At 72.5% G+C, this 24,907-nt stretch carries 22 protein-coding genes; 11 read left to right on the top strand and 11 right to left on the bottom strand.

The genetic code is table 11. From position 1 onward, the window contains the following. The first annotated feature begins 177 nt into the window (after positions 1-177). Positions 178-1,347 (top strand): Ig-like domain-containing protein, encoded by a 1,170-nt coding sequence (locus ACH4MY_RS00890; protein WP_397995624.1) that lies wholly within the window; start codon positions 178-180, stop codon positions 1,345-1,347. 4 nt (positions 1,348-1,351) lie between these two features. On the opposite strand, the gene ACH4MY_RS00895 is transcribed toward ACH4MY_RS00890, so the two are convergent. Further along, a complete protein-coding gene (locus tag ACH4MY_RS00895) occupies positions 1,352-2,062 on the bottom strand; it encodes a pirin family protein (protein WP_397995627.1) in 711 nt (236 codons plus the stop codon). A gap of 105 nt (positions 2,063-2,167) precedes the next feature. Here ACH4MY_RS00895 and fasR point away from each other — a divergent pair, with 105 nt between their 5' ends. The 5 genes from fasR to fabF all read left to right on the top strand — a co-directional run bounded on the left by fasR (position 2,168) and on the right by fabF (position 7,055). Beyond that, on the top strand, positions 2,168-3,349 hold the full coding sequence (gene fasR / locus ACH4MY_RS00900) for a fatty acid biosynthesis transcriptional regulator FasR (RefSeq protein WP_317877325.1): 1,182 nt from the start codon (positions 2,168-2,170) through the stop codon (positions 3,347-3,349). 89 nt (positions 3,350-3,438) lie between these two features. Continuing rightward, positions 3,439-4,356, top strand: a complete 918-nt coding sequence (locus tag ACH4MY_RS00905; RefSeq protein WP_397995630.1) for an ACP S-malonyltransferase — start codon at positions 3,439-3,441, stop codon at positions 4,354-4,356. A gap of 18 nt (positions 4,357-4,374) precedes the next feature. Continuing rightward, positions 4,375-5,406: a ketoacyl-ACP synthase III gene (locus ACH4MY_RS00910; protein WP_397995632.1), complete on the top strand. Its 1,032-nt coding sequence runs from the start codon at positions 4,375-4,377 to the stop codon at positions 5,404-5,406. A 58-nt stretch (positions 5,407-5,464) separates the two neighbouring features. After that, a complete protein-coding gene (locus ACH4MY_RS00915) occupies positions 5,465-5,713 on the top strand; it encodes an acyl carrier protein (RefSeq protein ID WP_030220891.1) in 249 nt (82 codons plus the stop codon). A 79-nt stretch (positions 5,714-5,792) separates the two neighbouring features. Then, a complete protein-coding gene (gene fabF, locus ACH4MY_RS00920) occupies positions 5,793-7,055 on the top strand; it encodes a beta-ketoacyl-ACP synthase II (protein ID WP_397995636.1) in 1,263 nt (420 codons plus the stop codon). Between the two features lie 68 nt (positions 7,056-7,123). Here the strand turns inward: fabF and ACH4MY_RS00925 are convergent, their stop codons facing one another. Together ACH4MY_RS00925 and ACH4MY_RS00930 are read right to left on the bottom strand one after the other, a co-directional pair. Next, positions 7,124-8,650: a PQQ-binding-like beta-propeller repeat protein gene (locus tag ACH4MY_RS00925; protein WP_397995638.1), complete on the bottom strand. Its 1,527-nt coding sequence runs from the start codon at positions 8,648-8,650 to the stop codon at positions 7,124-7,126. A 51-nt stretch (positions 8,651-8,701) separates the two neighbouring features. Next, positions 8,702-9,196, bottom strand: a complete 495-nt coding sequence (locus tag ACH4MY_RS00930) for a DUF3145 domain-containing protein (RefSeq protein WP_266891520.1) — start codon at positions 9,194-9,196, stop codon at positions 8,702-8,704. 259 nt (positions 9,197-9,455) lie between these two features. Here ACH4MY_RS00930 and ACH4MY_RS00935 point away from each other — a divergent pair, with 259 nt between their 5' ends. Further along, a complete protein-coding gene (locus ACH4MY_RS00935) occupies positions 9,456-10,361 on the top strand; it encodes an SGNH/GDSL hydrolase family protein (RefSeq protein WP_397995643.1) in 906 nt (301 codons plus the stop codon). Between the two features lie 62 nt (positions 10,362-10,423). On the opposite strand, the gene ACH4MY_RS00940 is transcribed toward ACH4MY_RS00935, so the two are convergent. Then, positions 10,424-12,880 (bottom strand): glycoside hydrolase family 3 protein, encoded by a 2,457-nt coding sequence (locus ACH4MY_RS00940; RefSeq protein ID WP_397995645.1) that lies wholly within the window; start codon positions 12,878-12,880, stop codon positions 10,424-10,426. 163 nt (positions 12,881-13,043) lie between these two features. Here ACH4MY_RS00940 and ACH4MY_RS00945 point away from each other — a divergent pair, with 163 nt between their 5' ends. Then, a complete protein-coding gene (locus tag ACH4MY_RS00945) occupies positions 13,044-13,619 on the top strand; it encodes a TetR/AcrR family transcriptional regulator (RefSeq protein WP_397995648.1) in 576 nt (191 codons plus the stop codon). A 29-nt stretch (positions 13,620-13,648) separates the two neighbouring features. Here the strand turns inward: ACH4MY_RS00945 and ACH4MY_RS00950 are convergent, their stop codons facing one another. After that, the gene (locus tag ACH4MY_RS00950) at positions 13,649-14,446 is read right to left on the bottom strand and encodes an NAD(P)-dependent oxidoreductase (protein ID WP_397995651.1); all 798 of its coding nucleotides are present in this window, start codon (positions 14,444-14,446) and stop codon (positions 13,649-13,651) included. A gap of 58 nt (positions 14,447-14,504) precedes the next feature. Here ACH4MY_RS00950 and ACH4MY_RS00955 point away from each other — a divergent pair, with 58 nt between their 5' ends. Then, a complete protein-coding gene (locus ACH4MY_RS00955) occupies positions 14,505-15,497 on the top strand; it encodes a LysR family transcriptional regulator (RefSeq protein ID WP_397995654.1) in 993 nt (330 codons plus the stop codon). Between the two features lie 7 nt (positions 15,498-15,504). After that, a complete protein-coding gene (locus ACH4MY_RS00960) occupies positions 15,505-16,227 on the top strand; it encodes a carbon-nitrogen hydrolase family protein (RefSeq protein ID WP_397995657.1) in 723 nt (240 codons plus the stop codon). A gap of 102 nt (positions 16,228-16,329) precedes the next feature. Here the strand turns inward: ACH4MY_RS00960 and ACH4MY_RS00965 are convergent, their stop codons facing one another. Beyond that, positions 16,330-18,591 (bottom strand): M4 family metallopeptidase, encoded by a 2,262-nt coding sequence (locus tag ACH4MY_RS00965; protein ID WP_397995660.1) that lies wholly within the window; start codon positions 18,589-18,591, stop codon positions 16,330-16,332. A gap of 76 nt (positions 18,592-18,667) precedes the next feature. On the opposite strand from ACH4MY_RS00965, the gene ACH4MY_RS00970 reads away from it, so the two are divergent. Beyond that, a complete protein-coding gene (locus tag ACH4MY_RS00970) occupies positions 18,668-19,669 on the top strand; it encodes a LysR family transcriptional regulator (RefSeq protein ID WP_397995663.1) in 1,002 nt (333 codons plus the stop codon). Here ACH4MY_RS00970 and ACH4MY_RS00975 read toward each other — a convergent pair. From ACH4MY_RS00975 to ACH4MY_RS00995, 5 genes are all read right to left on the bottom strand, one after another. Beyond that, positions 19,660-20,478: a pectate lyase gene (locus ACH4MY_RS00975; RefSeq protein ID WP_397995666.1), complete on the bottom strand. Its 819-nt coding sequence runs from the start codon at positions 20,476-20,478 to the stop codon at positions 19,660-19,662. The two genes, ACH4MY_RS00970 and ACH4MY_RS00975, sit on opposite strands and share 10 nt — an antisense overlap. Positions 20,479-20,491: 13 nt before the next feature. Then, positions 20,492-21,331 carry an EI24 domain-containing protein gene (locus ACH4MY_RS00980; protein ID WP_397995669.1) on the bottom strand — a complete coding sequence of 280 codons (840 nt, stop codon included), beginning with the start codon at positions 21,329-21,331 and terminating at the stop codon, positions 20,492-20,494. A gap of 56 nt (positions 21,332-21,387) precedes the next feature. After that, positions 21,388-23,121 (bottom strand): serine/threonine-protein kinase, encoded by a 1,734-nt coding sequence (locus ACH4MY_RS00985; RefSeq protein ID WP_397995672.1) that lies wholly within the window; start codon positions 23,119-23,121, stop codon positions 21,388-21,390. A 199-nt stretch (positions 23,122-23,320) separates the two neighbouring features. Continuing rightward, a complete protein-coding gene (locus ACH4MY_RS00990; RefSeq protein ID WP_397995675.1) occupies positions 23,321-23,743 on the bottom strand; it encodes an organic hydroperoxide resistance protein in 423 nt (140 codons plus the stop codon). A 64-nt stretch (positions 23,744-23,807) separates the two neighbouring features. Continuing rightward, on the bottom strand, positions 23,808-24,827 hold the full coding sequence (locus ACH4MY_RS00995) for an NADP-dependent oxidoreductase (RefSeq protein WP_397995678.1): 1,020 nt from the start codon (positions 24,825-24,827) through the stop codon (positions 23,808-23,810). Between the last annotated feature and the right edge of the window lie 80 nt (positions 24,828-24,907).

The raw sequence follows: 24,907 nt of genomic DNA on the forward strand, positions 1-24,907 counted from the left end.
GTGGGGCGCACAGCAGGCTCACAGCCGAATTCGACGGACGCGCGCGGCGAATGTGACCGGACGATGACCGTTCCGTCGCAGGCCTGGTCACATGGGGCCTCAAGTCCCCGCGAGGCGCCCGGAGCGACCTACAGTCCGGAACATCCCACCCGTTCCTCACCCTTGCGGAGGTCTTCCGTGCTGCGAATACGCACACCCCGTCCCGTTCTCGCGGCAGTAGCGCTGAGCGTCTCCCTCACGGCCTGTACGGCGCAGGCGGCGAGCGGCCCCACGGAGGACAAGGCTCCCGCGTCGAAGACCTCGCCGGCGAAGGTGACCGTCGTGGACCCGGCGGCCGGCCGGCCGGTGACGGTGACCGCCACGGGCGGCACGATCGCCTCGGTCAAGGTCGTGGACGCGGACGGCGGGGCCCTCACCGGCCGGCCGGGCGCGGGCGGGGCGCGGTGGGTGTCGGACCGGAAGGCGGTGCCGGGGACCACGTACACGGTGGAGGTCACCTCCCGTACGGCCGACGGCAAGGAGTCGAAGAGCACGTCGACCTTCGACACGGCCGAGGCGGACAAGGTCAACAAGCTGACCCTCGCCCCCGGCAAGAACACCACCGTCGGCATCGCCCACCCCCTCTCGATCGTCTTCGACCTCCCGGTGACGCGGAAGGCGGACGTGGAGAAGCAGCTCAAGGTGACCACCTCGAACTCCACCGAGGGTTCCTGGGGCTGGGTCAAGGACTACTCGGGCCGGGACAGGGCGGACTGGCGCCCCCGGGAGTACTGGAAGCCCGGCACCAGGATCACCCTGGAAGCGGACCTGAACGGCACGGACTCCGGCGGCGGCTGGTTCGTACGGGACTACCGCACCGGCTTCACCATCGGCGCCGCGCAGATCGTCAAGGTCGACCTGGACAGCCACGAGCTGACCGTGAAGAGGGACGGCCGCACGGTTCGCACGATCCCGGTCTCCGGCGGCACCCCGGGCGGCGACAAGCGGTCCTGGCGGGGCACGGCCGTGCTGATGGCGAAGGAGGGCACCATCAACATGAACTCCGAGACGGTCGGGCTCGGGGACGCCTATGACAAGGATGTCGACTACTCGATGCGGCTGACCTGGTCGGGCATGTACGCGCACGCGGCCCCGTGGAACGCGGCGTACTTCGGCCGCGCCAACAAGAGCTCGGGCTGCATCGGCATGAGTGACGAGAACGCCGCCTCGTTCTACGCCTCCGTGAACGTCGGCGACCCCTTCGAGATCACCGGCGCGGAGACCAAGGGCACCGTCGCCGAGGGCAACGGCTACGGGGCGTGGAACCTGAGCTGGGAGCAGTGGAAGAAGAAGAGCGCCCTCGCCTGAAGGCTCAGCGCGGGGCCCCGGGGAGCGCCTTGCGCCAGTCCCGCATCTCCCAGACCAGGACCTCCGCACCGGCCGTGGCGACGAGCGTGCGGTTCCCGGCATCGGTGAGCCGGACCGCGTCGCCGGGAGCGAGCTCCTCGCCCGGATCCGTACCGGGCTCCCCGCCGTCGAGCCGGACCGCGCCCCGGACGACATGGACGTACGCGAAGTCGGCGGCCGGTACGGTCACGCTCTCTCCCGCCGCCGGCCGGCGGACCCGCAGCCGCGCGTCCGCCTGGGGGAGCTCGTACGGGACACCGTCCCCGAGCCCCCGCACCACCTCGTAGGAGGGCTCCCCGCCGGGCGACAGCGGCGCCAGCCACATCTGCACGAAGACGAGCGGCACGCCGGCGTCGTTGCGCTCGACGTGCCGGACGCCCCCGGCGGAGCCGAGCCGCTGGAGGTCGCCGGGCCGGACGACCGTCGTGTGGCCGGCGGTGTCGTGGTGGGTGAGCTCCCCCTCGACGACCCAGGTGACGATCTCGGTGTGACTGTGCGGGTGCTCGTCGAAGCCCGCCCCCGGCGCGAGCCGCTCCTCGTTGCAGGCGAGGACCGCGCCGAAGCGGAGGTTGTCGGGGTCGTAGTGCGGCCCGAAGGACAGGGCGTGCCGGGTCTCGATCCCGGCCGACGGGTCTCCCCCGGGGTACCGCTCACCGGCGCGCTGGATGCGTATCACGCGCCCTACGGTAGTGCGGCCCGCCGAGGCGCACCCGGACCCCCGCCGCGGGCGATACCGCCCCGACCCCGCACACTGCCGTCCCGATAAGGCAGTCTTGTCCCCGTGCCAGAACCCACGAACGCCCCTCACCCGCACGCCGCGACCCTGAAGCGCCTCGAACAGTCCTCCGGGCGGCTCGCCGCCAATGCCATTGCCCGCATGGACGAGACGCTGCCGTGGTACCGGGCGATGCCGCCCGAGAACCGGTCGTGGATCGGCCTGGTCGCCCAGGCCGGTATCGCCGCGTTCACCGAGTGGTTCCGGCACCCGGAGACCCCCCAGGCCATCTCCACGGACGTCTTCGGCACCGCGCCCCGGGAGCTGACCCGCGCGATCACCCTGCGCCAGACCGTCGAGATGGTGCGCACCACCATCGAGGTCATGGAGACGGCGATCGACGAGGTCGCCGCCCCCGGCGACGAGTCCATCCTCCGCGAGGCGCTCCTCGTCTACGCCCGGGAGATCGCCTTCGCGACCGCCCAGGTGTACGCGCAGGCCGCCGAGGCCCGGGGCGCCTGGGACGCGCGCCTGGAATCGCTGGTCGTGAACGCGGTCCTCTCCGGCGAGGCCGACGAGGGCGCCGTCTCCCGCGCGGCGGCCCTCGGCTGGAACTCCCCGGACCATGTGTGCGTGATCCTCGGCACGGCCCCCGACGGCGACAGCGAGCTGACGGTGGAGGCGATCCGCCGGGCCGCCCGCCACGCCAAGCTCCAGGTCCTCACCGGCGTCCTCGGCAACCGCCTGGTCGTCATCGCCGGCGGCAACGACAACCCGCTGGCCGTGGCCAAGGCGCTCATCGGACCGTATGCCGCGGGCCCGGTCGTCGCGGGACCTGTCGTCCCCGACCTCCTCGCCGCGACCCGCTCCGCACAGGCCGCCGCGGCGGGCCTCAAGGCGTGCTCCGCCTGGCAGGACGCCCCCCGCCCCGTACTCGCGGACGATCTTCTGCCGGAGCGCGCCATCGCCTCCGACCCCTCGGCACGCGAGCAGCTGGTGGAGGAGATCTACAGACCGCTGGAAGAAGCGGGCTCGGCGCTCCTGGAAACTCTCAGTGTCTATCTGGAGCAGGCCAGCAGCCTGGAAGGCGCGGCCCGGATGCTCTTCGTCCACCCGAACACCGTGCGCTACCGGCTTCGACGTGTGACCGACGTCACCGGCTGGTCACCCTCCGATGTTCGTTCGGCCTTCACGCTGCGGATCGCCCTCATCCTGGGACGCTTGGCCGACGGAGATCCGCAGTCCTAGACTTTTGTCGAACACCAACAATTCCCCCGACGGTTCTTCGTCCCTGTCCCCACGGGCGCTCGAAGCCGTCCCCAAGAGAGAGTGTGAGGGTGCTCGTACTCGTCGCTCCCGGCCAAGGCGCCCAGACGCCCGGCTTCCTGACCCCCTGGCTCGAACTCCCCGGTGCCGCCGACCGCATCGCGGCGTGGTCCGAGGCCATCGGGCTCGACCTCGCCCACTACGGCACGAAGGCGGACGCGGACGAGATCCGTGACACCGCCGTGGCCCAGCCGCTCCTCGTCGCCGCCGGCCTGCTGTCCGCCGCCGCGCTCGGCGAGGTGTCCCCCGGCGTCGTCGCCGGCCACAGCGTCGGCGAGTTCACCGCCGCCGCGTTCGCGGGCGTCCTCGACGACACCGCCGCGCTGCGTCTCGTACGGACCCGTGGGCTCGCGATGGCCGAGGCCGCCGCGATCACCCCGACCGGTATGTCGGCGCTGCTCGGCGGCGACCCCGAGACGACCGTCGCGCACCTGGAGAAGCTCGGTCTGACCCCGGCCAACGTGAACGGCGCCGGCCAGATCGTCGCCGCCGGCACCATGGAGCAGCTGGCCGCCCTGGAGGCGGACAAGCCCGAGGGTGTCCGCCGGGTCGTCGCGCTCAAGGTCGCCGGCGCGTTCCACACGCACCACATGGCCCCGGCCGTGGCGAAGCTGGAGGAGGCGGCGAAGGAGCTGTCCCCGGCCGCCCCGGCCACCCGCTACGTCTCCAACAAGGACGGCCGGGTCGTCACCGACGGCGCCGAGGTCGTGTCCCGTCTCGTCGGCCAGGTCGCGAACCCGGTCCGCTGGGACCTGTGCATGGAGACCTTCCAGGCCCTCGGCGCGACCGCGCTGATCGAGGTGTGCCCCGGCGGCACGCTCACCGGCATCGCCAAGCGCGCGTTGCCGGGTGTTGCCACGGTGGCGCTCAAGACTCCCGACGACCTGGACGCGGCCCGTACGCTCATCGCTGAGCACGCGGCCGTCTGACAAGGAGTGTCGAGAAGCATGTCGAAGATCAAGCCCAGCAAGGGCGCCCCGTACGCGCGGATCCTCGGTGTCGGCGGCTACCGCCCCACCCGGGTCGTGCCGAACGAGGTGATCCTCGAGAAGATCGACTCGTCCGACGAGTGGATCCGCTCGCGCTCCGGTATCTCCACCCGTCACTGGGCCTCTCCCGAGGAGACCGTCGCCGCCATGTCGGTGGAGGCCTCGGGCAAGGCCATCGCCGACGCCGGGATCACCCCGGAGCAGGTCGGCGCCGTGATCGTCTCCACGGTCTCGCACTTCAAGCAGACCCCGGCCGTCGCCACCGAGATCGCCGACAAGATCGGCGCCGGGAAGCCGGCCGCGTTCGACATCTCCGCCGGCTGCGCGGGCTTCGGCTACGGCCTGACGCTCGCCAAGGGCATGGTCGTCGAGGGCTCCGCCGAGTACGTCCTCGTCATCGGTGTCGAGCGGCTCAGCGACCTGACGGATCTGGAGGACCGCGCGACGGCCTTCCTGTTCGGCGACGGCGCCGGCGCCGTGGTCGTCGGCCCCTCGGACGAGCCGCACATCGGCCCCACCGTCTGGGGTTCCGAGGGCGACAAGTCCGAGACGATCAAGCAGACCGTGCCGTGGAACGAGTTCCACGTCGGCGATGTCACGAACCTGCCGCTCAACGAGCAGGGCGAGATCAAGTTCCCCGCCATCACGCAGGAGGGTCAGGCGGTCTTCCGCTGGGCCGTCTTCGAGATGGCGAAGGTCGCCCAGCAGGCCCTGGACGCCGCCGGTATCTCGGCGGACGACCTGGACGTCTTCATCCCGCACCAGGCGAACATGCGGATCATCGACTCGATGGTGAAGACACTCAAGCTGCCGGAGCACGTCACGGTCGCCCGGGACATCGAGACCACCGGCAACACGTCGGCCGCCTCGATTCCGCTCGCCATGGAACGTCTCCTGGAGACCGGCAAGGCGAAGAGCGGCGACACCGCGCTCATCATCGGTTTCGGGGCGGGTCTCGTCTTCGCCGCGACGGTCGTTACCCTCCCCTAGGCACTCCGGATCATCCGGAAGCCCCCTTACCCAAGCAATCACAAGAAGGAGCGCCACCATGGCCGCCACCCAGGACCAGATCGTCGAAGGCCTCGCCGAGATCGTCAACGAGATCGCCGGCATCCCGGTCGAGGACGTCGAGCTGGGCAAGTCGTTCACCGACGACCTGGACGTCGACTCGCTCTCCATGGTCGAGGTCGTCGTCGCCGCCGAAGAGCGCTTCGACGTCAAGATCCCGGACGAGGACGTCAAGAACCTCAAGACGGTCGGCGACGCTGCCGACTACATCCTGAAGCACCAGGCCTGATTCGGCCCTCGCTGACTCGGTCCGCCACCCGGCGGTGGCGCCGTATTCCGACCATCACACACATGGAGAACGAATTCCTGTGAGCTCGACCAATCGCACCGTGGTCGTCACCGGTATCGGCGCAACCACACCGCTGGGTGGCGACTCCGCGTCGACCTGGGAAGGTCTTCTCGCGGGGCGCTCCGGCGTCAGGCCCCTGGAGGGCGAGCGCTTCGCCGAACTGCCCGTCAAGATCGCCGCGACGGCCGCCGTCGACCCCGGTGACGTCCTGCCCCGCCCGCTCGCCCGCAAGCTGGACCGCTCGGCGCAGTTCGCGCTGATCGCGGCCCGTGAGGCCTGGGCCGACGCGGGCTACACCGCCCCCGCCGGCGAGGACGAGAAGATCGTGCCCGAGCGGCTCGGTTCCGTCATCGCCTCCGGCATCGGCGGTGTCACCACCCTGCTCGACCAGTACGACGTGCTGAAGGAGAAGGGCGTCCGCCGCGTCTCCCCGCACACCGTGCCCATGCTCATGCCGAACAGCCCCTCCGCCAACGTGGGCCTGGAGGTGAACGCCCGGGCGGGCGTCCACACCCCGGTCTCCGCCTGTGCGTCGGGCGCCGAGGCGATCGGCTACGCCGTCGAGATGATCCGTACCGGCCGTGCCGACGTGGTCGTCGCCGGCGGTACCGAGGCCGCGATCCACCCGCTGCCGATCGCCGCCTTCGCCAACATGATGGCGATGTCCAAGAGCAACGACGAGCCGACGAAGGCCTCGCGTCCCTACGACACCGGCCGCGACGGATTCGTCCTCGGCGAGGGCGCGGGCGTCGTGATCCTGGAGTCCGAGGAGCACGCGAAGGCGCGCGGCGCGCGCGTCTACTGCGAGGTCCTCGGCCAGGGCCTGTCGGCCGACAGCCACCACATCGCGCAGCCCGAGCCGACCGGCCGGGGCATCGCCGCCGCGATGCAGAACCTGCTCGACGCGACGGACCTCAAGCCGTCCGAGGTCGTCCACCTCAACGCGCACGCCACGTCGACGCCGCAGGGTGACGTCGCCGAGATCAAGGCGCTGCGGAAGGTCCTGGGCGACGACCTGGACCACGTCGCGATCTCCGCGACGAAGTCGATGACCGGTCACCTCCTCGGTGGCGCGGGCGGCATCGAGACCGTCGCGACGGTCCTGGCGCTCCACCACCGCCTGGCCCCGCCGACGATCAACGTCGACGAGCTGGACCCGGACGTCGACGCGGACATCGTCCGCGACGAGCCCCGCGCACTCCCGCAGGGCACGATCGCCGCGATCAACAACTCGTTCGGCTTCGGCGGCCACAACGTGGTCCTGGCGTTCCGCACGGTCTGACCTCGCGCCTGGCGCATGACGGAGGCCCACCCCTTCCCGGGGGTGGGCCTCCGCCGTGTTCCGGCGGATCAGCGCAGGGCGAAGACCGACGGTTCCGCCTCCATCAGGAGGTGGTTGACGACGATGTGCCCGCCGTCGGGGGCGACGACGAGTTCCGGTTCGATGGAGAGTCGCGCCCCGGGGTCCCCCGGGGCGATCACCGTCCCCGCCCTGCCCGTGGCGGGGTCGAGGAGTACGACCCTCGCTCCGGCATGTCCCTCCAGGACCGCTATGCGGCCGTCCGGCTCGGTCGCCACTGCCGCCGTCTGCTCCTCGGAGACGTACGCCCAGGCCTTCCGGCCGTCCGTGAGGGAGTACGCGACGACCCGGTCGGGCACCATGTCCCGCTCGGCGGTCGTGATCAGGCGTCCGTCGCGGACGACGATCCGGGCGGTGCGCCCGTCGCCCGCGTCCCCCGGGGCGGTCAGCTGCCCTTCGGGGCCGGCGAACGGGATCGTCACCGTCGGCGTGCCCGTGTCGTCGAATCCCAGGAAGGCACGGGTGCCGCGCTTGTCGTCCTCGTGCACGGCGACGACGACCGGGGAGACCGAGACCACCGCCGCGTAGGCCCGGGACTCGACGGGCAGCTCCCTGAGCCACCGCTGTGCGCCGGTACGGGTGTCCAGGACGACGAGCCGGGCGCCCTTGCCGCACTGTTCGACGACGAGGGTACGGGTGGCGTCCGCGTCCACCGCCCGCACCCGGCATCCCTTCGCCGACGGCCGCTGCCAGCGCTGGTCGCCGGTCTCGGAGGACCGGCCCCGTACGGCGCCGTCCTCGGCGGTGACGGCGGTGCCGCCGCCGACGGCGGCGCCCCGAGGGAGGAGGCCCGTGCCGGTGAGGGTCCTGCGCCACATGACCCTGCCGTCGGAGACGCGGACGGCGAGGAGTTCGGCGCAGGACTTCTCGTGCCGGCCGTGGGCGATCAGGCCGATGCCCCGTTCGGTGTCGGAGGACATGCCGCAGAGGGCGTGGCGGGTCGGCGCGGAGACGTTCCAGCGGGCGGCGCCGGTCGCGGAGTCGTACGCGAAGAGTCCGTCGAGCCGCCCCTGGGCGACGGCGTCGCCGAGCGCCCAGGCACCGACGCCCTCGTCGTACCGCGCGCCGACGGGCGGGACGGACCAGGCGATCGCGGCCTTCCGCGGGGTCGTCGACGCGGAGGCGGTCGCGGCGGGTCTCCCCGAGGACCGGTTCTCGTCGTCATCGTCGTCACCCGCCGCCGCCAGGCCCCACGTCCCGGCCGCGGCGAGCGCCAGCAGCCAGACGACTCCGGCGACCAGCGCCGGGGATCGGGCGGGGGCGGGACTTCCGTCGGCCTTGGCGAGCTCCGGGCCCGGCGCCGCGTCCCGCGGTTCCGCGTCCGTACGGCGGCTCCGTCGGCCCACCAGCAGCCCCGTGCCCACCGCCGCCAGGGCCAGCGCGCCTCCCAGCGCCGTCCAGCCCTTCGGCCAGGAACCGGCGACGACCCCCGCCCCCAGGAAGACCGCCGCCGCGCCGAACGCGGCGCCCGACAGCAGTACGGCGGCCGTGACCGGCGCCGTGCGTTCACGCGTCACTTCTCTCCCACCCGGCGCACCCCCTGCGCGCCCGGGCGGAATCTACCCGCGTCAGACGACCTGGTGCAGCCATCGGACGGGGGCGCCCTCACCCGCGTACCGGAAGGGCTCCAGCTCGTCGTCCCAGGGCTTTCCGAGCAGCTTGGCGATCTCGGCCTCCAGCTGGGTCTCGCCCTGCGCGGAGCGCGCGAGGGCGGCCCTCAGCCGGTCCTCGGGGACGAGGATGTCCCCGTGCATGCCGGTGACGGCGTGGAAGATGCCCAGGTCGGGGGTGGCGCTGTAGCGCTCGCCCTCGGCGGTGGGACAGGGCTCCGCGGTGACCTCGAAGCGGAGCATCTGCCAGCCGCGCAGGGCGGAGGCGAGTTCGGAGGCGGTGCCGGTGCGGCCCTGCCAGGAGAACTCGGCTCTCCAGGTGCCGGGGGACGCCGGCTGGCGGATCCAGTCGAGCTGGACCCTCGCACCGAGGACACCCGCGACCGCCCATTCGACGTGCGGGCACAGCGCGCGCGGTGCGGAGTGTACGTACAGGACTCCACGTGTCGTCACCGGGACCTCCAGTGTGGGACGAGGTTCGCCTTTCCCAGCGGCCTCAGTAAACATCATCAGGAGCAATACATGGCAAACCCTCAAAAAGGGGACAGCATGTGACGTGATGTAATTTACCGGAGCCGGTCGGCAAAGGTGCCTCTGGTTCGACGGGGGAAAAGCTACCGTGCCGCACCGTCATCGGTGTGACGTACGGTCGGTCCGGGGGCCGGTGAACACGAAGCTTTCACCCGCCAGGACGCCGAAGGAGGGGCCGAGGATGCGCGGCCGACGCCGATTTCGTACCGCTGTCGCCACCGCGACGGCGGCGCTGCTGTGTGCGGGGGCACTGTCCGGCTGCACCGCCGGGGAGCCCTCGGCGACGTCGTCCTCGGCGAGACCGGCCCAGAAGCCGGCCCCGAAGCCGAAGCCGGGCCCGACGTCCCTGTGGGACGTCTCCCCCGCCTCCGTCGCCGCCGTCGGCGACTCCGTCACCCGCGCCTTCGACGCCTGTTCGGTCCTCGCCGACTGTCCCGAGGTGTCCTGGGCGACCGGCACGGACACCGCGGTGAACAGCCTCGCGCTGCGCCTCCTCGGCCCGGAGAAGGTGGCCGGCCGCAGCTGGAACCTGGCCAGGACGGGGGCGCGGATGGCCGAGCTCCCGGAGCAGATGGCCGGGGCGGCGGCCGAACGGCCCGAGCTGGTCACGGTGATGATGGGCGCGAACGACGCCTGCCGGCCCACCCCGGCCCTGATGACACCGGTCGACGACTTCCGGACGTCCTTCGAGACGGCGCTCGCCCGGCTGCGCGAGGGCGCCCCGAAGGCACAGGTGTACGTGGCGAGCGTGCCGTCCCTGATGCACCTGTGGTCGACCGGGCGGCTCAGCCCGACGGGGCTCGAGGTGTGGAAGCTGGGGATCTGCGGATCGATGCTGGCGGACGCGGAGGACCTCGGCGCCGCGGCGGAACGGCGGCGCGCCGAGGTGCAGGGCCGGGTGGTGGCGTACAACCGGGTGCTCTCCGAGGTGTGCGCGAAGGACGAGCGCTGCCGGTACGACGAAGGGGCCGTCTTCGGTTTCCGCTTCGACGGCGGGCAGTTGAGCCCCTGGGACTGGTTCCATCCGAGCAGGGACGGCCAGGCGCGGCTCGCGGAGCTCGCGTACCGGCGGATCACGAAGGAGTGAAGGGACCCCGGGGCGGTTGTCAGGTGCCGCCCCGGGGCCGGTCGTGAGGGTCCTCGCGGACCTCAGATCTCCAGGGTGGCACTCAGCCGGACGTCGGCGAGGGAGTGGGCGGCCCGCACCTCGTAGCCGCCGGGGACGAGGGTCCAGTCGTTCTTCGCCTCGTCCCAGATCTCGAAGGCGCGGCGGGGCAGCGCGATCTCGGTCTCGACGCTCTCGCCGGGTCCGGCCTCGACGCTCGCGAAGCCGGCCAGCAGGCGTTCGGGGCGGTCGGGACCACCGGTCCGGGGTGCGAGGTAGAGCTGGACGGTCTCGCGGCCGGGCCGGTCGCCGGTGTTGGTGATCCGGACCTTCGCCGAGTCCGGGGTGACGTCCAGGGAGTCGTACGACCAGGTCGTGTAGCCGAGGCCGTGGCCGAAGGCGTACGCGGGCTCCGCCCCGGTCCGGTCCCAGGCGCGGTAGCCGATGTGGATCCCCTCGCTGTAGGCGAGTTCGCCCTCGACCGGGGTGACGTCGGTGACGGGGACGTCGGCGAGGGCGACGGGCCAGGTGGTGGGGAGCCGGCCGCCGGGCTCCTCGGCGCCGGTGAGGACGTCGGCGAGGGCGGCGCCGCCCTCCTGGCCGGGGAACCAGCCGAGCAGGATCGCGGCCACCTCCTCGCGCCAGGGCAGTTCGACCGGGGAGCCGGCGTTGACCACGACGACGGTGTTCGGGTTGGCGGCGGCCACCGCCCGTACGAGCTCGTCCTGGCGGCCCGGGAGGGCGAGGTCCTTGCGGTCGAAGCCCTCGGACTCGACGCGCTCGGTGGTGGCGACGACCACGACGGCGGTGTCGGCGGCGCGGGCCGCCTCGACGGCCTCGGCGATCAGTTCGTCGGGGTCACGGCGCGGACCGAGGTGGACGAAGGAGAACATGACGGCCGGCAGCGGGGCCGCGAACTCCTTGTCCAGGGTGTGCAGCAGGGACACCTCGACGGTCTCGCCGGCGGTGAGCCCGACCTTGGCCCGCTCGACCGGGGAGCCGAAGAACGCCTCGAAGGGGTCGCTCTCGGGGCCCATCGTCTGGACGCCCTCGAAGACGGTCTCGCCGCCGACGGCGAGGGTGTAGGCGCCGAGGCCGCGGGTGCCGAAGGAGTGCTCTCCGGACTCGCGCGGGGTGAAGGTGCCGATGACCTCGATGGAGGCGAGGGCCTCGTGGGTGACGCCGGCCGGGAGGTCGTCGCCGATCCACTGGACCTGCCCGTTGGGCAGGGAGCCTTCGCCGAGGAGCCGGCCCCCGGCGTCGCGGCAGCGGGCGCGGAGGGTGAACCCCTGGTCGGCGGGTGCGAGTTCGTCACTGGGGTCGGCGCCGACGGTGAAGGTCAGCGCCCCGGCGGGGAGGGCGGCGGTGAGGCCGTCGAGCGGGGAGACGACGTGGTCGGGGAAGACCTGGGCGGAGCCGCCGCCGAGGACGCGGGCGTCGCGGGCGGCGGCGCCGGAGAGGGCGACGGTTCCGGGGCGCAGCGGGAGGGCCGCGTTCTCGTTGCGTACGAGGACGAAGCCGCGGCGGGCGATCTCGCGGGCGAGGGCGTCCCCGTCGATGGGGGCGGGGTGTTCGGTGACGACCGGCGGGGCGCCTTCGAGGACGCCGACGCGGGCGGCGAGCCGCAGGACGTTGCGTACCGCCGCGTCGACGGCGGACTCCTCGACCTCGCCGGAACGGACGGCGGCGGCGAGGGCCTCGCCGTAGACGGTGACGGGGCCGGGCATGGCGATGTCGAGGCCGCCCTCGATGTCGCCGGTGGTGGAGCGGGCGGCCATCCAGTCGGAGACGTTGGCGCCGTCGAAGCCCCACTCGCCGCGCAGGACCTCGTTGACCAGGTGGTGGTGCTCGGTCATCGTCACGCCGTTGACCTGGTTGTAGGCGGTCATGATGCCCCAGGGGCGGGCGTTTCTGACGATGGCCTCGAAGGGGGCGAGGTAGAGCTCGCGGAGCGGGCGGGGGGCGATCCTGTTGTCGACGGTGAAGCGGTCGGTCTCGGCGTCGTTGGCGACGAAGTGCTTGACGGTGGTGCCGACGCCGCCGTCCTGGACGCCCTGGACGTAGCCGGTGCCGATCTCGCCGGTGAGGTACGGGTCCTCGCTGTAGGCCTCGAAGTGGCGGCCGCCGAGCGGGGTGCGGTGCAGGTTGACGGTGGGCGCGAGCACGACGTGGACGCCCTTGCGGCGGGCCTCCTGCGCGAGGAGGCGGCCGGCGCGGCGGGCGAGGGCGGGGTCCCAGGCCGCAGCGAGCGCGGTCGGGGACGGCAGGGCGACGGACGGGTCGTCGGCGGTCCAGCGGACACCGCGGACGCCGACGGGGCCGTCGGACATGACCAGGGACTTCAGGCCGATCTCGGGCAGGGCGGGCAGGGACCACATGTCCTGGCCGCCGAGCAGCCGGGTCTTGGCGTCCAGGTCGAGCTTGGCGAGCGCCGCCTCGACGGCCTCTTCCCGTGCCGTGTCCTGCGCCGCCCGTGCCGTGTCCGCACCGGTCTCCGTCATGGCCGTACCTCCTCGTTGACGTACTGGTGACCCCGATGCGCCCATCGTGCACCCACCTACCTGTAGATCGGTAGGTGATGTTACCTGTTTGTTATTTTTAGGGAGGGGGTACGGTCCTGTCGGACGTTGACGAGCGGAAGACGACCGGGAAGGGGCCACGGCGATGGTGCGGGCCAGGAGCGAGGAGCGGCGTGCGGACATCCTCCGCGCCGCCCTCGAAGTGATCGCCGAGCGCGGCTACCGGGGCGCCACCCTCGGCTCCGTCGCCGAACGGGTCGGTCTCACCCAGCAGGGGCTGCTGCACTACTTCCCCACCAAGGAGGCGCTGCTCGTCGCCGTACTGGAGGAACGCGACCGCTGGGACACCAGCGGCGGCCGGGACCGCGAGGGCTGGCGGCTCGACCTGCTGGAGTCCCTCGTCGAGTACAACGCGATGCGGCCCGGCATCGTGCAGACCTTCTCCGCGCTGCTCGGCGAGAGCGTGACGGACGAGCACCCGGCGCGCGCCTTCTTCACCGACCGGTACGCGCAGGTGCGGGCGAACATGGCGCAGGTGCTGCGCCTGGAGTTCGGCGACCGGCTGCCCGGCGGGCTCAGCCCGGAGCGGGCGGCACCGCTGCTGACGGCGGTGATGGACGGACTCCAGTACCAGTGGCTCCTGGACCCCGCGGCGGTGGACATGCCGGCCGCCTTCCGCGACTTCCTGCACCTGCTGCACGGGGGCGAGGGCCGGAGCTAGCGGGCGAGGGCCGGAACCGACGGGCGACGCTAGCGGGCGACGGCCGCGAGGTCCTCGCCGAGCAGCGCCTCGTCCCCGGTCAGGACCGCGTGGACAGCCCCCAGGACGGGGAGTTCCGCCGTCGCGGTCGCCAGGGCGACGTCCTTCGCCGCGAGGGCGACCGGGAAGTGCGAGCCGGTGGCGGTGGCGCGGGCGACGGCTCCGGAGAGGGGCCCTTCGGCGAGGGCCCGCAGGGCGAGTTCGCGGGGCAGCCCGAGGGCGCCGGCGAGCGCGAGGCTCTCCCCGATCAGGGCGACCCCGCCGATGACGGCGTTGATGAGGACCAGCTTGAGGGCCGCGCCGGTGCCGGGGCCGCCGCACGGGGTGACCGTGCCGAGCCGGTCGAGGACGGCGGCGACGGGGGCCGTGTCGCCGCCCGCGAGGATCAGCAGTTCGCCCGCGGCGGCCCGGTCCACGCTGCCCATGACGGGCGCGTCGATCAGGACGACCCCCTCGGGGAGCCGGGCGGTCAGGGTCCGGACGGCGTCGGGGCCGATCGTCGAGGTGTCGATCCAGTGCGTGCCCGGCCGCAGGGCCGGGAGGAGCGCGTCCGCGACGGCGAGGGCGGCGGCCGGGTCCGCCAGCATGGTGACGACGACGTCGGCGTCGCGAACGGCGTCGGCGGGGGTCGCGGCGCGCACGGCGCCGGCGGCGACCAGGGTGTCGGCCTTGCCGGCCGTACGGTTCCACACGGTCAACGGGTGTCCCGCGTCGAGGAGTCGACGGGCCATGGGGAGCCCCATGGAGCCGAGGCCGAGGAAGGCGATCTTCTGCTGCGTACTGTCCATGGGGACGACGCTAGGCGCGGCCCTCCCATGCGACAAGCGAATGTCTAGCATGGCTCCCATGCCCCATGGTCATGCCTTGTACGAGGTCTTCCTCGCCGTCGCCCGCGAGGGGTCCTTCACCGCCGCCGCCCGCGTCCTCGGCTACACCCAGTCCGCCGTCTCCCGCCAGGTACAGGCCCTGGAGGACGAGACGGGCGCGGTGTTGTTCGAGCGGCTGCCGCGCGGGGTGCGCCCGACCGAGGCGGGCCGGGTGCTGCTGCCGCACGCCGAGGCCGTACGGGACCGGCTGGTCGCGGCCCGGGCCGAACTGGAGGCGCTGCGCACCCTGGAGGGCGGGCTGCTCCGGCTCGGCTCGTTCTCCAGCGCCAACGCCGCGCTCGTCCCCTGCGCGCAGGCCGCGTTCCGCACCCGGCATCCGGGCGTGACCGTCACCCGCGCCGAGGGTCCTTCGGTGAAGCATCTCGGGCAGCTCGCCGCGGGTGAGCAGGACCTCGCGGTGGTCGCTCCGGCCCACGGCGCTCCCCCTCCGGAGGGCGTGACGCTCCATCATCTCCTGGACGAGCCGATGCTGGTGGCCCTGGAGCGCGGGCACCCGCACGCGCGGCGGCGGGCGGTACGGCTCGCCGAGCTCGCCGGCGAGGAGTGGATCGTCGGTTCCGAGCGCCTGGAGGACACCCTCTTCCGGCCGGCCGTCGCCGCCGGGTTCCGGCCGCGCACCGGGCTGCTCGCGCACGACTGGATCGCGAAGCTCGGCGCCGTGTCGGCCGGTCTCGGCATCACGCTGGTACCGGCGCTGGCGGCGGCGTCCGTCCCCCGGGAGGTCACGCTCGTCACGATCCACCCGGACGACGTCCCGTACCGGCGGATCTGCGCGGCGACCCCGCCGATCCCGACCGCGGCGGCGACCGCGTTCCTCCGGCTGCTGCGGGAGACGGCGGAGACGATGCGGGAGTCCCGGGGATTCCCGGCCGGTGCGCGGGCGGAAGGGGCCGACGGGCGGGTGGAGACCGGGGACGGGCGGGTGGAGACCGGGGACGGGCGGGCGGGATGATGGGCGCATGATCGTCGCAGCCACGCAGTTCGCCCCGGTCGCCGGGGACATCGCCGCCAATGTGCGGACCGTCGCCGGCCTGATCAGGGCCGCCGGGGCCGAGGGCGCCCGTGTGGTCGTCTTCGCCGAGCTCTGCCTCAGCGGGTACGAGCCCTCCCTGATCCGGGACACCCCCGCGCTGGCCCTCACCGAGGACGACCCCCGGCTCGAACCGGTGCGGGAGGCCTGCCGCGCGGTCTCGGCGGCGGCCGTCGTCAACGGGCCGGTGCGGACGGCGGACGGCCGGCCCGCGGTCGCCTCGCTGGTGATCGGCCCGGACGGTGCGCTCCTCGCCCGCTACGACAAGCAGCACCTGTACGGGATCGAGAAGGAGGTGTTCGCGCCGGGCACGGCGGACGGGCGGTTCGCGCTCGACGGGGTCCGGTTCGCGACGGCCACCTGCTACGACAACCGCTTCCCCGAACTGGCCGAGCGCGCGGCGGCCGACGACTGCGCGGTGTATCTGGCGAGTTCGGTGCTCGCCGCCGACAACGACTCGTTCGAGAAGGTGTATCCGGTACGGGCCCGGGACTTCGGGCTGTACGTGGTGCTCGGCAATGTCCTCGGGGCCAACGAGGACGGTGTGGGCTGCGGCGCCGCCGGGGCCTGGGGCCCGGACGGCGAGCGGATCGCGGACGCGGGCGGGACGGAACCGGGGTTCGTCCTCGCCGAGGTCGGCCGAGCGGGGTGATCCGCCGGACGTGGAAGAGCCGGGCGGCCGAGGGACATTCGGCTGCCCGGCTCCGGGGGAGCCGTCACGGAACCCCCGGTCCATGACGGCGCCCCGGCCCCATTACGGGGCGCTCAGGCCCAGCGTGTACGTACCGGAGCCGCTGTACGCGTGGACCACGTACCGGTAGTAGCCCGCGGTGCCGTTGTAGCTGGTGTCCTCGTCGGCCGTCGCCGTGCCGCCGACCGCCACGTCCACCCAGCCGGACCCGTTCCACTTCTGCAGGTACAGGTCGAAGTCCTTGCCGGCCGGGCCGCGCAGGCAGCCCACGTGGGTGCCCGAGGTCGCCGAGTAGTAGTACGAGCCGTCCGGCTGGACCGCGGTCTGGCCGGAGGTCAGGCTGCCCTGGTAGCTGTGCTCGGTGTTGTCGCAGCCGGTGGGCGGGGTCGTGGTGCCGACCGACAGCTGGTACGTCACGGTGTGCGTGGCGGAGCCCGTACCGGTGACGGTGATCGGGTAGGTGCCGTTGGCCGTGCCCGCCGCGACCTGCACGGTCATCGTGGACGAGGAGCCCGAGGTCACCGAGGTGGGGCTGAAGGAGACGGTGACGCCGCTCGGGGCGCCGCTCGCGGAGAGCTGGACGGTCTGCGCGCTGCCCCCGGTGGTGCTGGTGTTCACCGTGGAGGTGACGGAGGCGCCCGGCTGGACCGAGCCCGAGGACGGGTTCAGGGCGAGCGAGAAGTCCGGGTTGGTGGTGCCGCCGCAGTCGGTCTCACCGGACTGGGCGGGGACGCCGATCGCGCTCCAGGCCGCCTTCACCGCGTTGCACTCGACGCTGCCGTAGGTGTTCTTGGCGCTGGTCAGCGTCGCCCTGCGGGCGGCGAGGTGGTTCCAGGAGGAGGTCTTGAGGAGCAGGGCGCCCATGAAGACCTTGCCGGCCTTCTGGATGCCGATGCCGGTCACGGAGGAGGGACCGCCGGAGCATATGGGGCTGCTGGGCTTGCCGCCGCCCGGGTTGGAGCCCTCGGCGAGCAGGTAGAACCAGTGGTTCTGCGGTCCCGCGGCCGCGTGGACCTCGGTGCCCGAGCTCAACTGGGGGTAACAGTTGGGGTCGTTGCCGACGAGCGAGGGGTTGTACATGTTCCGGATCGGCTTGCCGTCGCCGAAGAAGTTGACCTTCTCGCCGACCGTGTAGTCCGGGGTGTCGTTCGGGTTGTTGGCGTAGTGCTCGGTGAGCGCGCCGAAGATGTCGCCGGTGGACTCGTTGAGTCCGCCGTTCTCGTTCGAGGAGCCGGAGCTGCCCGGGGTCCGGTCGAAGATCTCGTGGCCGTACTCGTGCGCCACGACGTCGATGCCGGTGAGCTGGTTCGAGCCGGTCTGGGCCCGCCCGTAGGTCGTCTTCGTGCCGTCGTAGTACGCGTTGACCTCGGAGAGTCCGGCGCGGGCCGGGACCATGCCGCCCTGGCCGTTCTGTCCGTTGTAGCCGAACCACTCCTTGAGCATGGAGTGTTCCTTCTGCGCCGCGTACATGATGTCGACGCAGGCGGTCACGAGGTCGTTGGCGCCGCTGTTGCCCCACGGCGAGGAGCCCGTGTAGGCGCTGCCGTTCTGGCCGCCGCACTTGAAGCCGCCGCGGCTGGTGTCGGTCATGGAGCTCGCGGCGGTGTCGATGGTGACGTTGCCGTTGTGGTAGCCGCGGCCGTCGGCGTGCAGGATCTTGTCGGTGGCCTGTGCGACGGAGCCGGTACGGGCGTCGACGTAGGTGTCGAGGGAGCTCGGCGTGTTCTGCGCGGTGCGGCCGACGACCAGGGTGTGCCAGGTCAGTACGGCCTTGCCGCCCTTGAGGAGCACGGTCAGCTCGGGGGTGCTCGCGGACTCCACCGAGGCCAGCTGCCCGCGGGCGGTGGCGAGGGCCGCGGCGGCGGTCACCTTCGCCGTGGTGGAGACCTTGATGGTGGGCGCGGGGGCGCCGGTGACGTCCCTGACCTTGCCGGAGCTGTCGGAGAGGACGACCGCGTCGCCGCCGCCGGCGACGGGGAGACCGCGGTAGGTCCGCTCGTAGGAGGCGTAGTAGAGGCCGTTCGCCCAGGGGGTGACGGACGTCCGGACGAGGTCCTCGTCGGCGCCGTGCCGCAGCTCGTCGAGACCGCTGGCCGCGGCGCCGTCGGCGGCGGCGAGCGCGAGGGACTTGCCGTGGCCCGGGGGTACGGGCTGCACCTGCGGGGCCGCGGTGGCGGTGCCGGCGAGGGCGGTCGCGAGGCTCGCCGAGAGCGCCAGGGCGGCCACGGCCGCGGTGAGTCTGGTGGGGTGCAACGTCTTGCTCCGATCGGGGTGGGCATCGCGGTGGGGGAGACGGATCGTCGCGCCGAGTATGGGCGTGGACATGGCCAGTTCGGGACATCCCATCCGGCATAAGACGCGGGTTATGGTGCGACCGGGCGGTGCTGCGTACGCTGCTGAAATGCAGCTGGAGTTGAGGCATCTAGAGGCCGTCTGCCGGATAGCGGAAGCGGGCAGTCTGGGCCGCGCCGCGGGGCGGCTCGGGGTCTCGCAGCCGGCCCTCTCCGCGCAGCTCCGCCGCATCGAACGGGTCGCGGGCGGGGAGCTCTTCCTCCGCGGCCGGCACGGCGTGGAGCCCACCCCGCTGGGCGAGTTCGTCCTCTCCAAGGCCCGGCTCGTGCTCGGCGAGATGGACGCGCTCTCCGCCGGGGCGCGGGCCGTCGCCCCGCACACCCCGCTGCGCCTCGGCTGCATCCTGCTCGTCCTCGTCGACGGACTGCTCGGGCAGTTGGAGCGGGTCATGGCCGGGCAGGACATCGCGGTGACCGTGGAGCACTCGGCCACGACACTGACCCGGCAGCTCGGCGCGGGACGGTACGACGCCGTGCTGTACGGGGAGGTCAACGATCACGAGGTGGCGCTCCCGGAGGGCACCACGGCGAGGACCCTGGTCCCCAAGGAGCCGTTCTGCGTCCGCCTGTCGGCCGCGCACCCGCTGGCCGGGAAGGAACGGATCGCGCTGGCCGAGCTGGCCGGGGAGTCCTGGATGACGCTGGTGGAGGACGACGACGGCGGGCCCGAGGCGCTGATCGCCGCCTGCGCGAAGGCCGGGTTCACACCCTCGCTGCGGCACCGGGTGGCCGACCGCAAGATGCACTACGACCTGATCGCCGCGGGCCGGGCCATCTCGATGAGCCAGCCCACGGCCCCGTACGCGGAGGGCACCGTACTCCGTCCCCTGGAGGGCGACCCGGTCCTGGGACGGATCCGGCTCGCCTGGAACAGGGCGGCGGTCCCCGCCCCGCACGCGGAGCTGCTCTACCGGGCCGCGGTCCGCGCGTATCTGGCGAACATCGACAACAACGCCTTCTACCGGACGTGGTGGGACGCCCGGCCGGAACTGCACCCGGTCCTCGACGTCCGGGACGACGAGGACCGGGTGCCCCGCCGGGATCAGTCGTAGGAGAGGTCCCCCGCGGCGTAGCGGCAGGTGGTGCCGTCCGGTCCGGTGCCGATCTCCTTGGGCTCCTTACCGGTGTTGTTGCCGGTGAAGCGGGTGCACGGCTTGATCTTCTTCTTGGTGTCGCCGTGGATGCGGATGTTCCGCAGGGTGGCGGTGTCGCCGTAGTTGGCGTTGACGCCGACGACCGACTTTCCGGGCGTGGTGATGTCCACGTCGTTGATCAGGATCGTGCGGGCGTACTGCTTCTTGCAGTTGCCGCAGGAGCGGACCAGCTTGCCGAAGTCGGAGACCTGGAACCTGGTCACGACCAGTTTGCCCGCGCCGTTGAACTGGAAGACCTTGTCGGACGCGCTCCTCGCGCCGCCGCCGTGGACCGCGTACACGGAGGAGGCCGAGGTGCCCTTGAAGGTGGCGGCGTCCTCGCCGACGTTCTCCCACCAGACGTTCTGCAGGGTGCAGCTGCCGAGGCAGTGGACCCCGTCGGCGGCCGGGGAGCCGATGATCACGTTCTTGAGGACCGCGCCGTCCTTGAGGACGAAGACGGGCTTCTGGTCCTCGTCCTGACCGTCCGAGCCGAGCTCACCGGTCCCGTAGAAGCGCTGGAGCTTGCCGTCGTAGGTGCCGGAGACCTCGATCGACGCGGGGACCGCCTTGCCGCCCTTCGCCTGGGGCCAGGCGGCCACCGCGCTCGCCGCGCCCGCCGGGGCGAGCAGGGTGGTGGTGACGACGGCCGCGCCGGTGATGCCGAGGGCGCTCAGGCCGCCGATGACCGCGCGCCGGCGGCCCGTCTTCCGCTTGTGTGACGTCATGCCGCTTCTCTCTTCAGTGGGGGAGGTGGTGCACCTCCTGGTCGCCACCGGAGGAGAGAAGGTTGCCGCCTTCTTGATCGTTTCCCTCGGAGTCGCCGTCCCGGTCGCCGCCGGCCGTCTCGCCCCGCAGGTCACGGGCCATCAGGGTGGCGCCCGCGACGGCTCCCGGCATCAGGAAGACCGCGACGAAGGGCACCAGGAAGGCGAGGGTCAGCGGAACGCCGAAGCCGAGGACGGCCAGTCGGCGCCCGCGGAGCAGCCCCAGCCGCTCCTTGAGCTCGACACCCCGGCGCTGGAACGCCACGGCCGTCAGCTCCTCGGCGAGGAAGAACCCGGAGACGCAGAAGCCGATCGCGGGAACGACGGTCTGCCCGATCACCGGGATGAAACCGCAGGCGAAGAGGAGGATGCCGTAGAACGCGACCCGCAGCAGGATCCGCAGGCTGTCCCGGGCCGAGATCCACAGCTCGCGCCAGAGCGGAAGCCCGGACTCGGGCACCTCGCCGCCCAGGCTGCGGTCGACCTCCTCGGAGAGCGACTCGTAGAAGGGCTGGCCGACGAGCAGGGTCACGGCGGTGAACGTGATGACCGCGAGGAAGAGACCGAAGGAGAAGACCAGGACCGTCAGGGTGCCGCGGAGGATCCCGAGCCAGGGAGAGGTCCAGTCGTCGGCGAAGGGGGTCACCCAGGAGGCCAGGTCGTCGGCGCCGTAGCCGAGGCCGACGAGCGCGCCCGTGTAGAGCACGAGGGTCACGAGTCCGGGCAACAGCCCGAAACCGAACCACCGCCCGTGCAGACCGACCCACTTCTGGCCCTGTAGCAGGTACTTGAAGCCCACCCCGAGTTCGCGCATGGGAGCCACTTTATCGGTGGCCCCCGGATCACCTCGCGGGCGTCCCACCTGCCGGGTCAGCTCGCGGGGGTCCCTCCCGACGTACGGAAGGAGCCGAGCGCCGCGTCGAGATGGGCCCGTGCCTCGGCGGCCCGCCCCACCGGGGCCGACGCCCACACGTCGTACAGGGTCCCGGCCTGCTCCCAGCAGAGATCGACGGTGCGCCGGGGCCCCTCGGCGGCGGTGAAGCCGTTCCAGGTGAACTCCCAGCGCGCGGCGGGCAGCCCCTTGTGCCGGGTCTCCCCCACCGAGCTGTCGCGATACCCGGGGTTGGTACGCGGCCCGCTCGCGTCGGCGGTACGCATCGCCCCGATCGCCCCGCCGGAGGGAACCGCCCGGATCCTGATCCCGACCCAGACGGCCCCGTCCCCCGTCGTGTAGAAGACCCGCTCGCCGTCGGTCGACCGGGTCGCCCCGGCCGGCACGGCCAGGGTGAAGCCGCGCTCGTCGGCGACGGCCGTGTACCCGGCGGGCAGGGGCCCGAGCGCGGGCGCCGTCGTACGGGTGGGGCCGGCGGGCCCCGCCTCCGCCGCACGCTCGTCACGGACGGCGAGCAGCACGGTGACCGTCACGGCGGCGACACAGCCGGCGACGACCGCGGCGACGAGGGGCAGCGCGAGGCCGGCCCGACGGCGGGCGGGCTCGCCGGGGGCGCCGGATCGGTCCCGTACCGCAGGGTCGCCGACCCGGTCCCGTACGGCAGGGGGGTCGAGATGAGGGGTGTCGAACTCGGAGGCGTCGGGCTCGGGGGCGTTGTACGCGGAGGCATCGCGCTCGGGGTCGTCGCGCTCGGAGGCGTTGATCCGCGGGGTGTCCGCCCGTGCGGCACCGAGCCGGGGAGTGTCGTACACCGGCGTGGGGGACGGCTCACCCGCCCCCGGGCCCGGGGCCGGACCCGGGGGCTCCCCCGCTCCCTCCCCGGCTCCTGTCCCCGCCAGGCACGCGGTGAGCAGCCGGCGGGCCTGCTCGGCGTCCAGCCGCCGCTCCGGGTCGCGATCGAGCAGCCCGCGCACCACGGGCAGCAGGGGCCCGAGCCGCTCGGGCGGCCGGATCTCCCCGTACACGACCGCGTGGAGCACGGCGCCGATCGAGTCCCGGCGGAAGGGCGAGACACCCGTCGCCGCCGCGCACAGCAGCGCGCCGAGCGACCACAGGTCGGCGGCCGGGCCCGCGCCCTCGCCCCGCATGCGCTCCGGGGCGGTGTACTCGGGGGTACCGACGAAGACGCCGGTGCCGCTGAGGGTGGTGGCGCCGGGGAGGCTGGCGATGCCGAAGTCGGTGAGGACCGCCCGGCCGGTGCCCTTCTCCAGGAGGACGTTCGCCGGTTTCACGTCGCGGTGCAGGACCCCGTGGGCATGGGCGGCGGACAGCGCGTCGAGGAGGGCGAGGCCGAGGCGGGCGGTCTCGCGCGGGGACAGGGCGCCGTCGGGGCGGGCGAGACGGTCGGCGAGCGAACCGCCGTCGACCAGCTCCATCACCAGGGCGGGGCGGCCGTCGTGCTCGACGACGTCGTGGACGACGATCACATGGGGGTGGCGGACGCGGGCGACGACCCGGGCCTCACGGAGGGCGCCGGCGGGGTCGGCGTCCGTGTCGAGGGTGAGGGTCTTGACCGCGACCGGGCGGCCGAGGAGTTCGTCGGTGGCACGCCGGACGACTCCGGTCCCGCCCTGCCCGAGCCGCTCGCCCAGGCGGTAGCGACCGCCGATCAGCCCCTGGTCGGCACGCTCCGACCCGTCGTACGACGTCACTCGACTCCCCCTGTCCGCCGGACAGGGCCATGATGCCGCAGTGGCCCGGAAAGCAGCGAGGACCGCACCCCGGGGAGGGATGCGGTCCTCGTACGGCACGGCCGACGCGCAAGGTGCCGGCGCCGGAACCCGGAACCCGGAACCCGGAACCGAGGGTCGAGAACTCAGGGCTCAGGGCTCAGAACTCACAGCTCGAAGCTCAGACGGCGAGCTCGACCGTGATGTTGCCGCGGGTCGCCTTGGAGTACGGGCAGACCTGGTGGGCCTTCTCGATCAGGCTCTTGGCGGTCTCGACGTCCACGTTCGGGATGGTCGCCGAGATCTTGACGATGATGCCGAAGCCGTCGTCGTTCTTGCCGATGCCGACCTCGGCGGTGACCGTCGAGCCGGAGATGTCGGCGTTCTCGTTCCGGGCGACGACGCCGAGCGCGCCCTGGAAGCAGGCGCTGTAGCCCGCCGCGAAGAGCTGCTCGGGGTTGGTGCCCTCGCCGGAGCCGCCCATGGCCTTGGGCGGGTTCACGACGACGTCGAGCTGACCGTCGTCGGTGGCGACACGGCCGTCACGCCCGTTCTCGGCGGTGGCGACGGCGGTGTAGAGGACGTCGGAGTGCTGGATCGACATGCGAGGTACTTCCTTCATGGGTTCGCCGCGACTCGCGCCCACGATCGCGACGGCTGAGGGAAGACTAACGGGTCACCGAGACGATCATCTTTCCGGTGTTGTCGCCGCGGAGCAGTCCGAGGAAGGCCTCCACGCCGTTCTCGATGCCCTCGACGAAGGTCTCGCGGTGCTTGAGCTCGCCGGAGGCGAGCCAGCCGCCGACCTCCTGCACGAACTGCTGCTGGAGGCCGTAGTGGTCACCGACGAGGACGCCCTGGAGGCGCAGCCGCTTGCCGATGATCATCGCCATGTTGCGCGGGCCGGGGACCGGCTCGGTGTCGTTGTACTGGGCGATCATGCCGCAGATGGTGGCGCGGCCGTGCACGTTGAGCGAGGAGATCGCGGCTTCGAGGTGGTCCCCGCCGACGTTGTCGAAGTAGACGTCGATACCGTCCGGGGCGGCCTCGCGGAGCTGGTCCTTGACCGGGCCGTTCTTGTAGTTGAAGGCGGCGTCGAAGCCGAGCTCCTCGACGAGGAACTTGACCTTCTCGTCGGAGCCGGCCGAGCCGATGACGCGGGAGGCGCCCTTGAGGCGGGCCATCTGGCCGACCTGGCTGCCGACGGCCCCGGCGGCGCCGGAGACGAAGACCGCGTCACCCTCCTTGAAGGAGGCGACGTCGAAGAGGCCCGCGTAGGCGGTGAGGCCGGTCATGCCGAGCACGCCGAGGTACGCGGAGAGGGGGGCGAGCGCCGGGTCGACCTTGGTGGCGTGCTGGGCCGGTACGTCGGCGTACTCGCGCCAGCCGAGGCCGTGCAGGACGTGGTCGCCGACGGCGAAGCCCTCGGCGTTGGAGGCGACGACCTCGCCGACCGCGCCGCCGTCCATGGGGTGGTCGAGCTTGAACGGCGGGATGTAGGACTTCACGTCGTTCATGCGGCCGCGCATGTACGGGTCGACGGAGAAGTGCAGGTTGCGCACCAGGATGCGGCCCTCGGCCGGCTCGGTGACCGGGGTCTCGACGAGCGCGAAGTCCGCGGGGGTGGGCCAGCCGTGCGGACGGGCGACGAGGTGCCACTCACGGCTGGACGCGGGAAGAACGGACATGAGCACGGCCTCCAGAAAAGCTTCGGATCACAAAAGGTTCATCAACTGAAACAACCATGCACCTAGATATTTTATGTTGT

It is taken from the genome of Streptomyces sp. NPDC017246, assembly GCF_044331325.1.
Lineage (GTDB): Bacteria > Actinomycetota > Actinomycetes > Streptomycetales > Streptomycetaceae > Streptomyces.

Excerpts from the sequence above, each read along its gene's own strand:
- ACH4MY_RS00910 (WP_397995632.1), top strand. The coding sequence starts at position 4,375 with ATGTCGAAGATCAAGCCCAGCAAGGGCGCCCCGTACGCGCGGATCCTC.
- ACH4MY_RS00915 (WP_030220891.1), top strand. The coding sequence starts at position 5,465 with ATGGCCGCCACCCAGGACCAGATCGTCGAAGGCCTCGCCGAGATCGTC.
- ACH4MY_RS00935 (WP_397995643.1), top strand. The coding sequence starts at position 9,456 with ATGCGCGGCCGACGCCGATTTCGTACCGCTGTCGCCACCGCGACGGCG.
- ACH4MY_RS00940 (WP_397995645.1), bottom strand. The coding sequence starts at position 12,880 with ATGACGGAGACCGGTGCGGACACGGCACGGGCGGCGCAGGACACGGCA.
- ACH4MY_RS00945 (WP_397995648.1), top strand. The coding sequence starts at position 13,044 with ATGGTGCGGGCCAGGAGCGAGGAGCGGCGTGCGGACATCCTCCGCGCC.
- ACH4MY_RS00950 (WP_397995651.1), bottom strand. The coding sequence starts at position 14,446 with ATGGACAGTACGCAGCAGAAGATCGCCTTCCTCGGCCTCGGCTCCATG.
- ACH4MY_RS00955 (WP_397995654.1), top strand. The coding sequence starts at position 14,505 with ATGCCCCATGGTCATGCCTTGTACGAGGTCTTCCTCGCCGTCGCCCGC.
- ACH4MY_RS00960 (WP_397995657.1), top strand. The coding sequence starts at position 15,505 with ATGATCGTCGCAGCCACGCAGTTCGCCCCGGTCGCCGGGGACATCGCC.
- ACH4MY_RS00965 (WP_397995660.1), bottom strand. The coding sequence starts at position 18,591 with ATGTCCACGCCCATACTCGGCGCGACGATCCGTCTCCCCCACCGCGAT.
- ACH4MY_RS00970 (WP_397995663.1), top strand. The coding sequence starts at position 18,668 with ATGCAGCTGGAGTTGAGGCATCTAGAGGCCGTCTGCCGGATAGCGGAA.
- ACH4MY_RS00975 (WP_397995666.1), bottom strand. The coding sequence starts at position 20,478 with ATGACGTCACACAAGCGGAAGACGGGCCGCCGGCGCGCGGTCATCGGC.
- ACH4MY_RS00980 (WP_397995669.1), bottom strand. The coding sequence starts at position 21,331 with ATGCGCGAACTCGGGGTGGGCTTCAAGTACCTGCTACAGGGCCAGAAG.
- ACH4MY_RS00990 (WP_397995675.1), bottom strand. The coding sequence starts at position 23,743 with ATGTCGATCCAGCACTCCGACGTCCTCTACACCGCCGTCGCCACCGCC.
- ACH4MY_RS00995 (WP_397995678.1), bottom strand. The coding sequence starts at position 24,827 with ATGTCCGTTCTTCCCGCGTCCAGCCGTGAGTGGCACCTCGTCGCCCGT.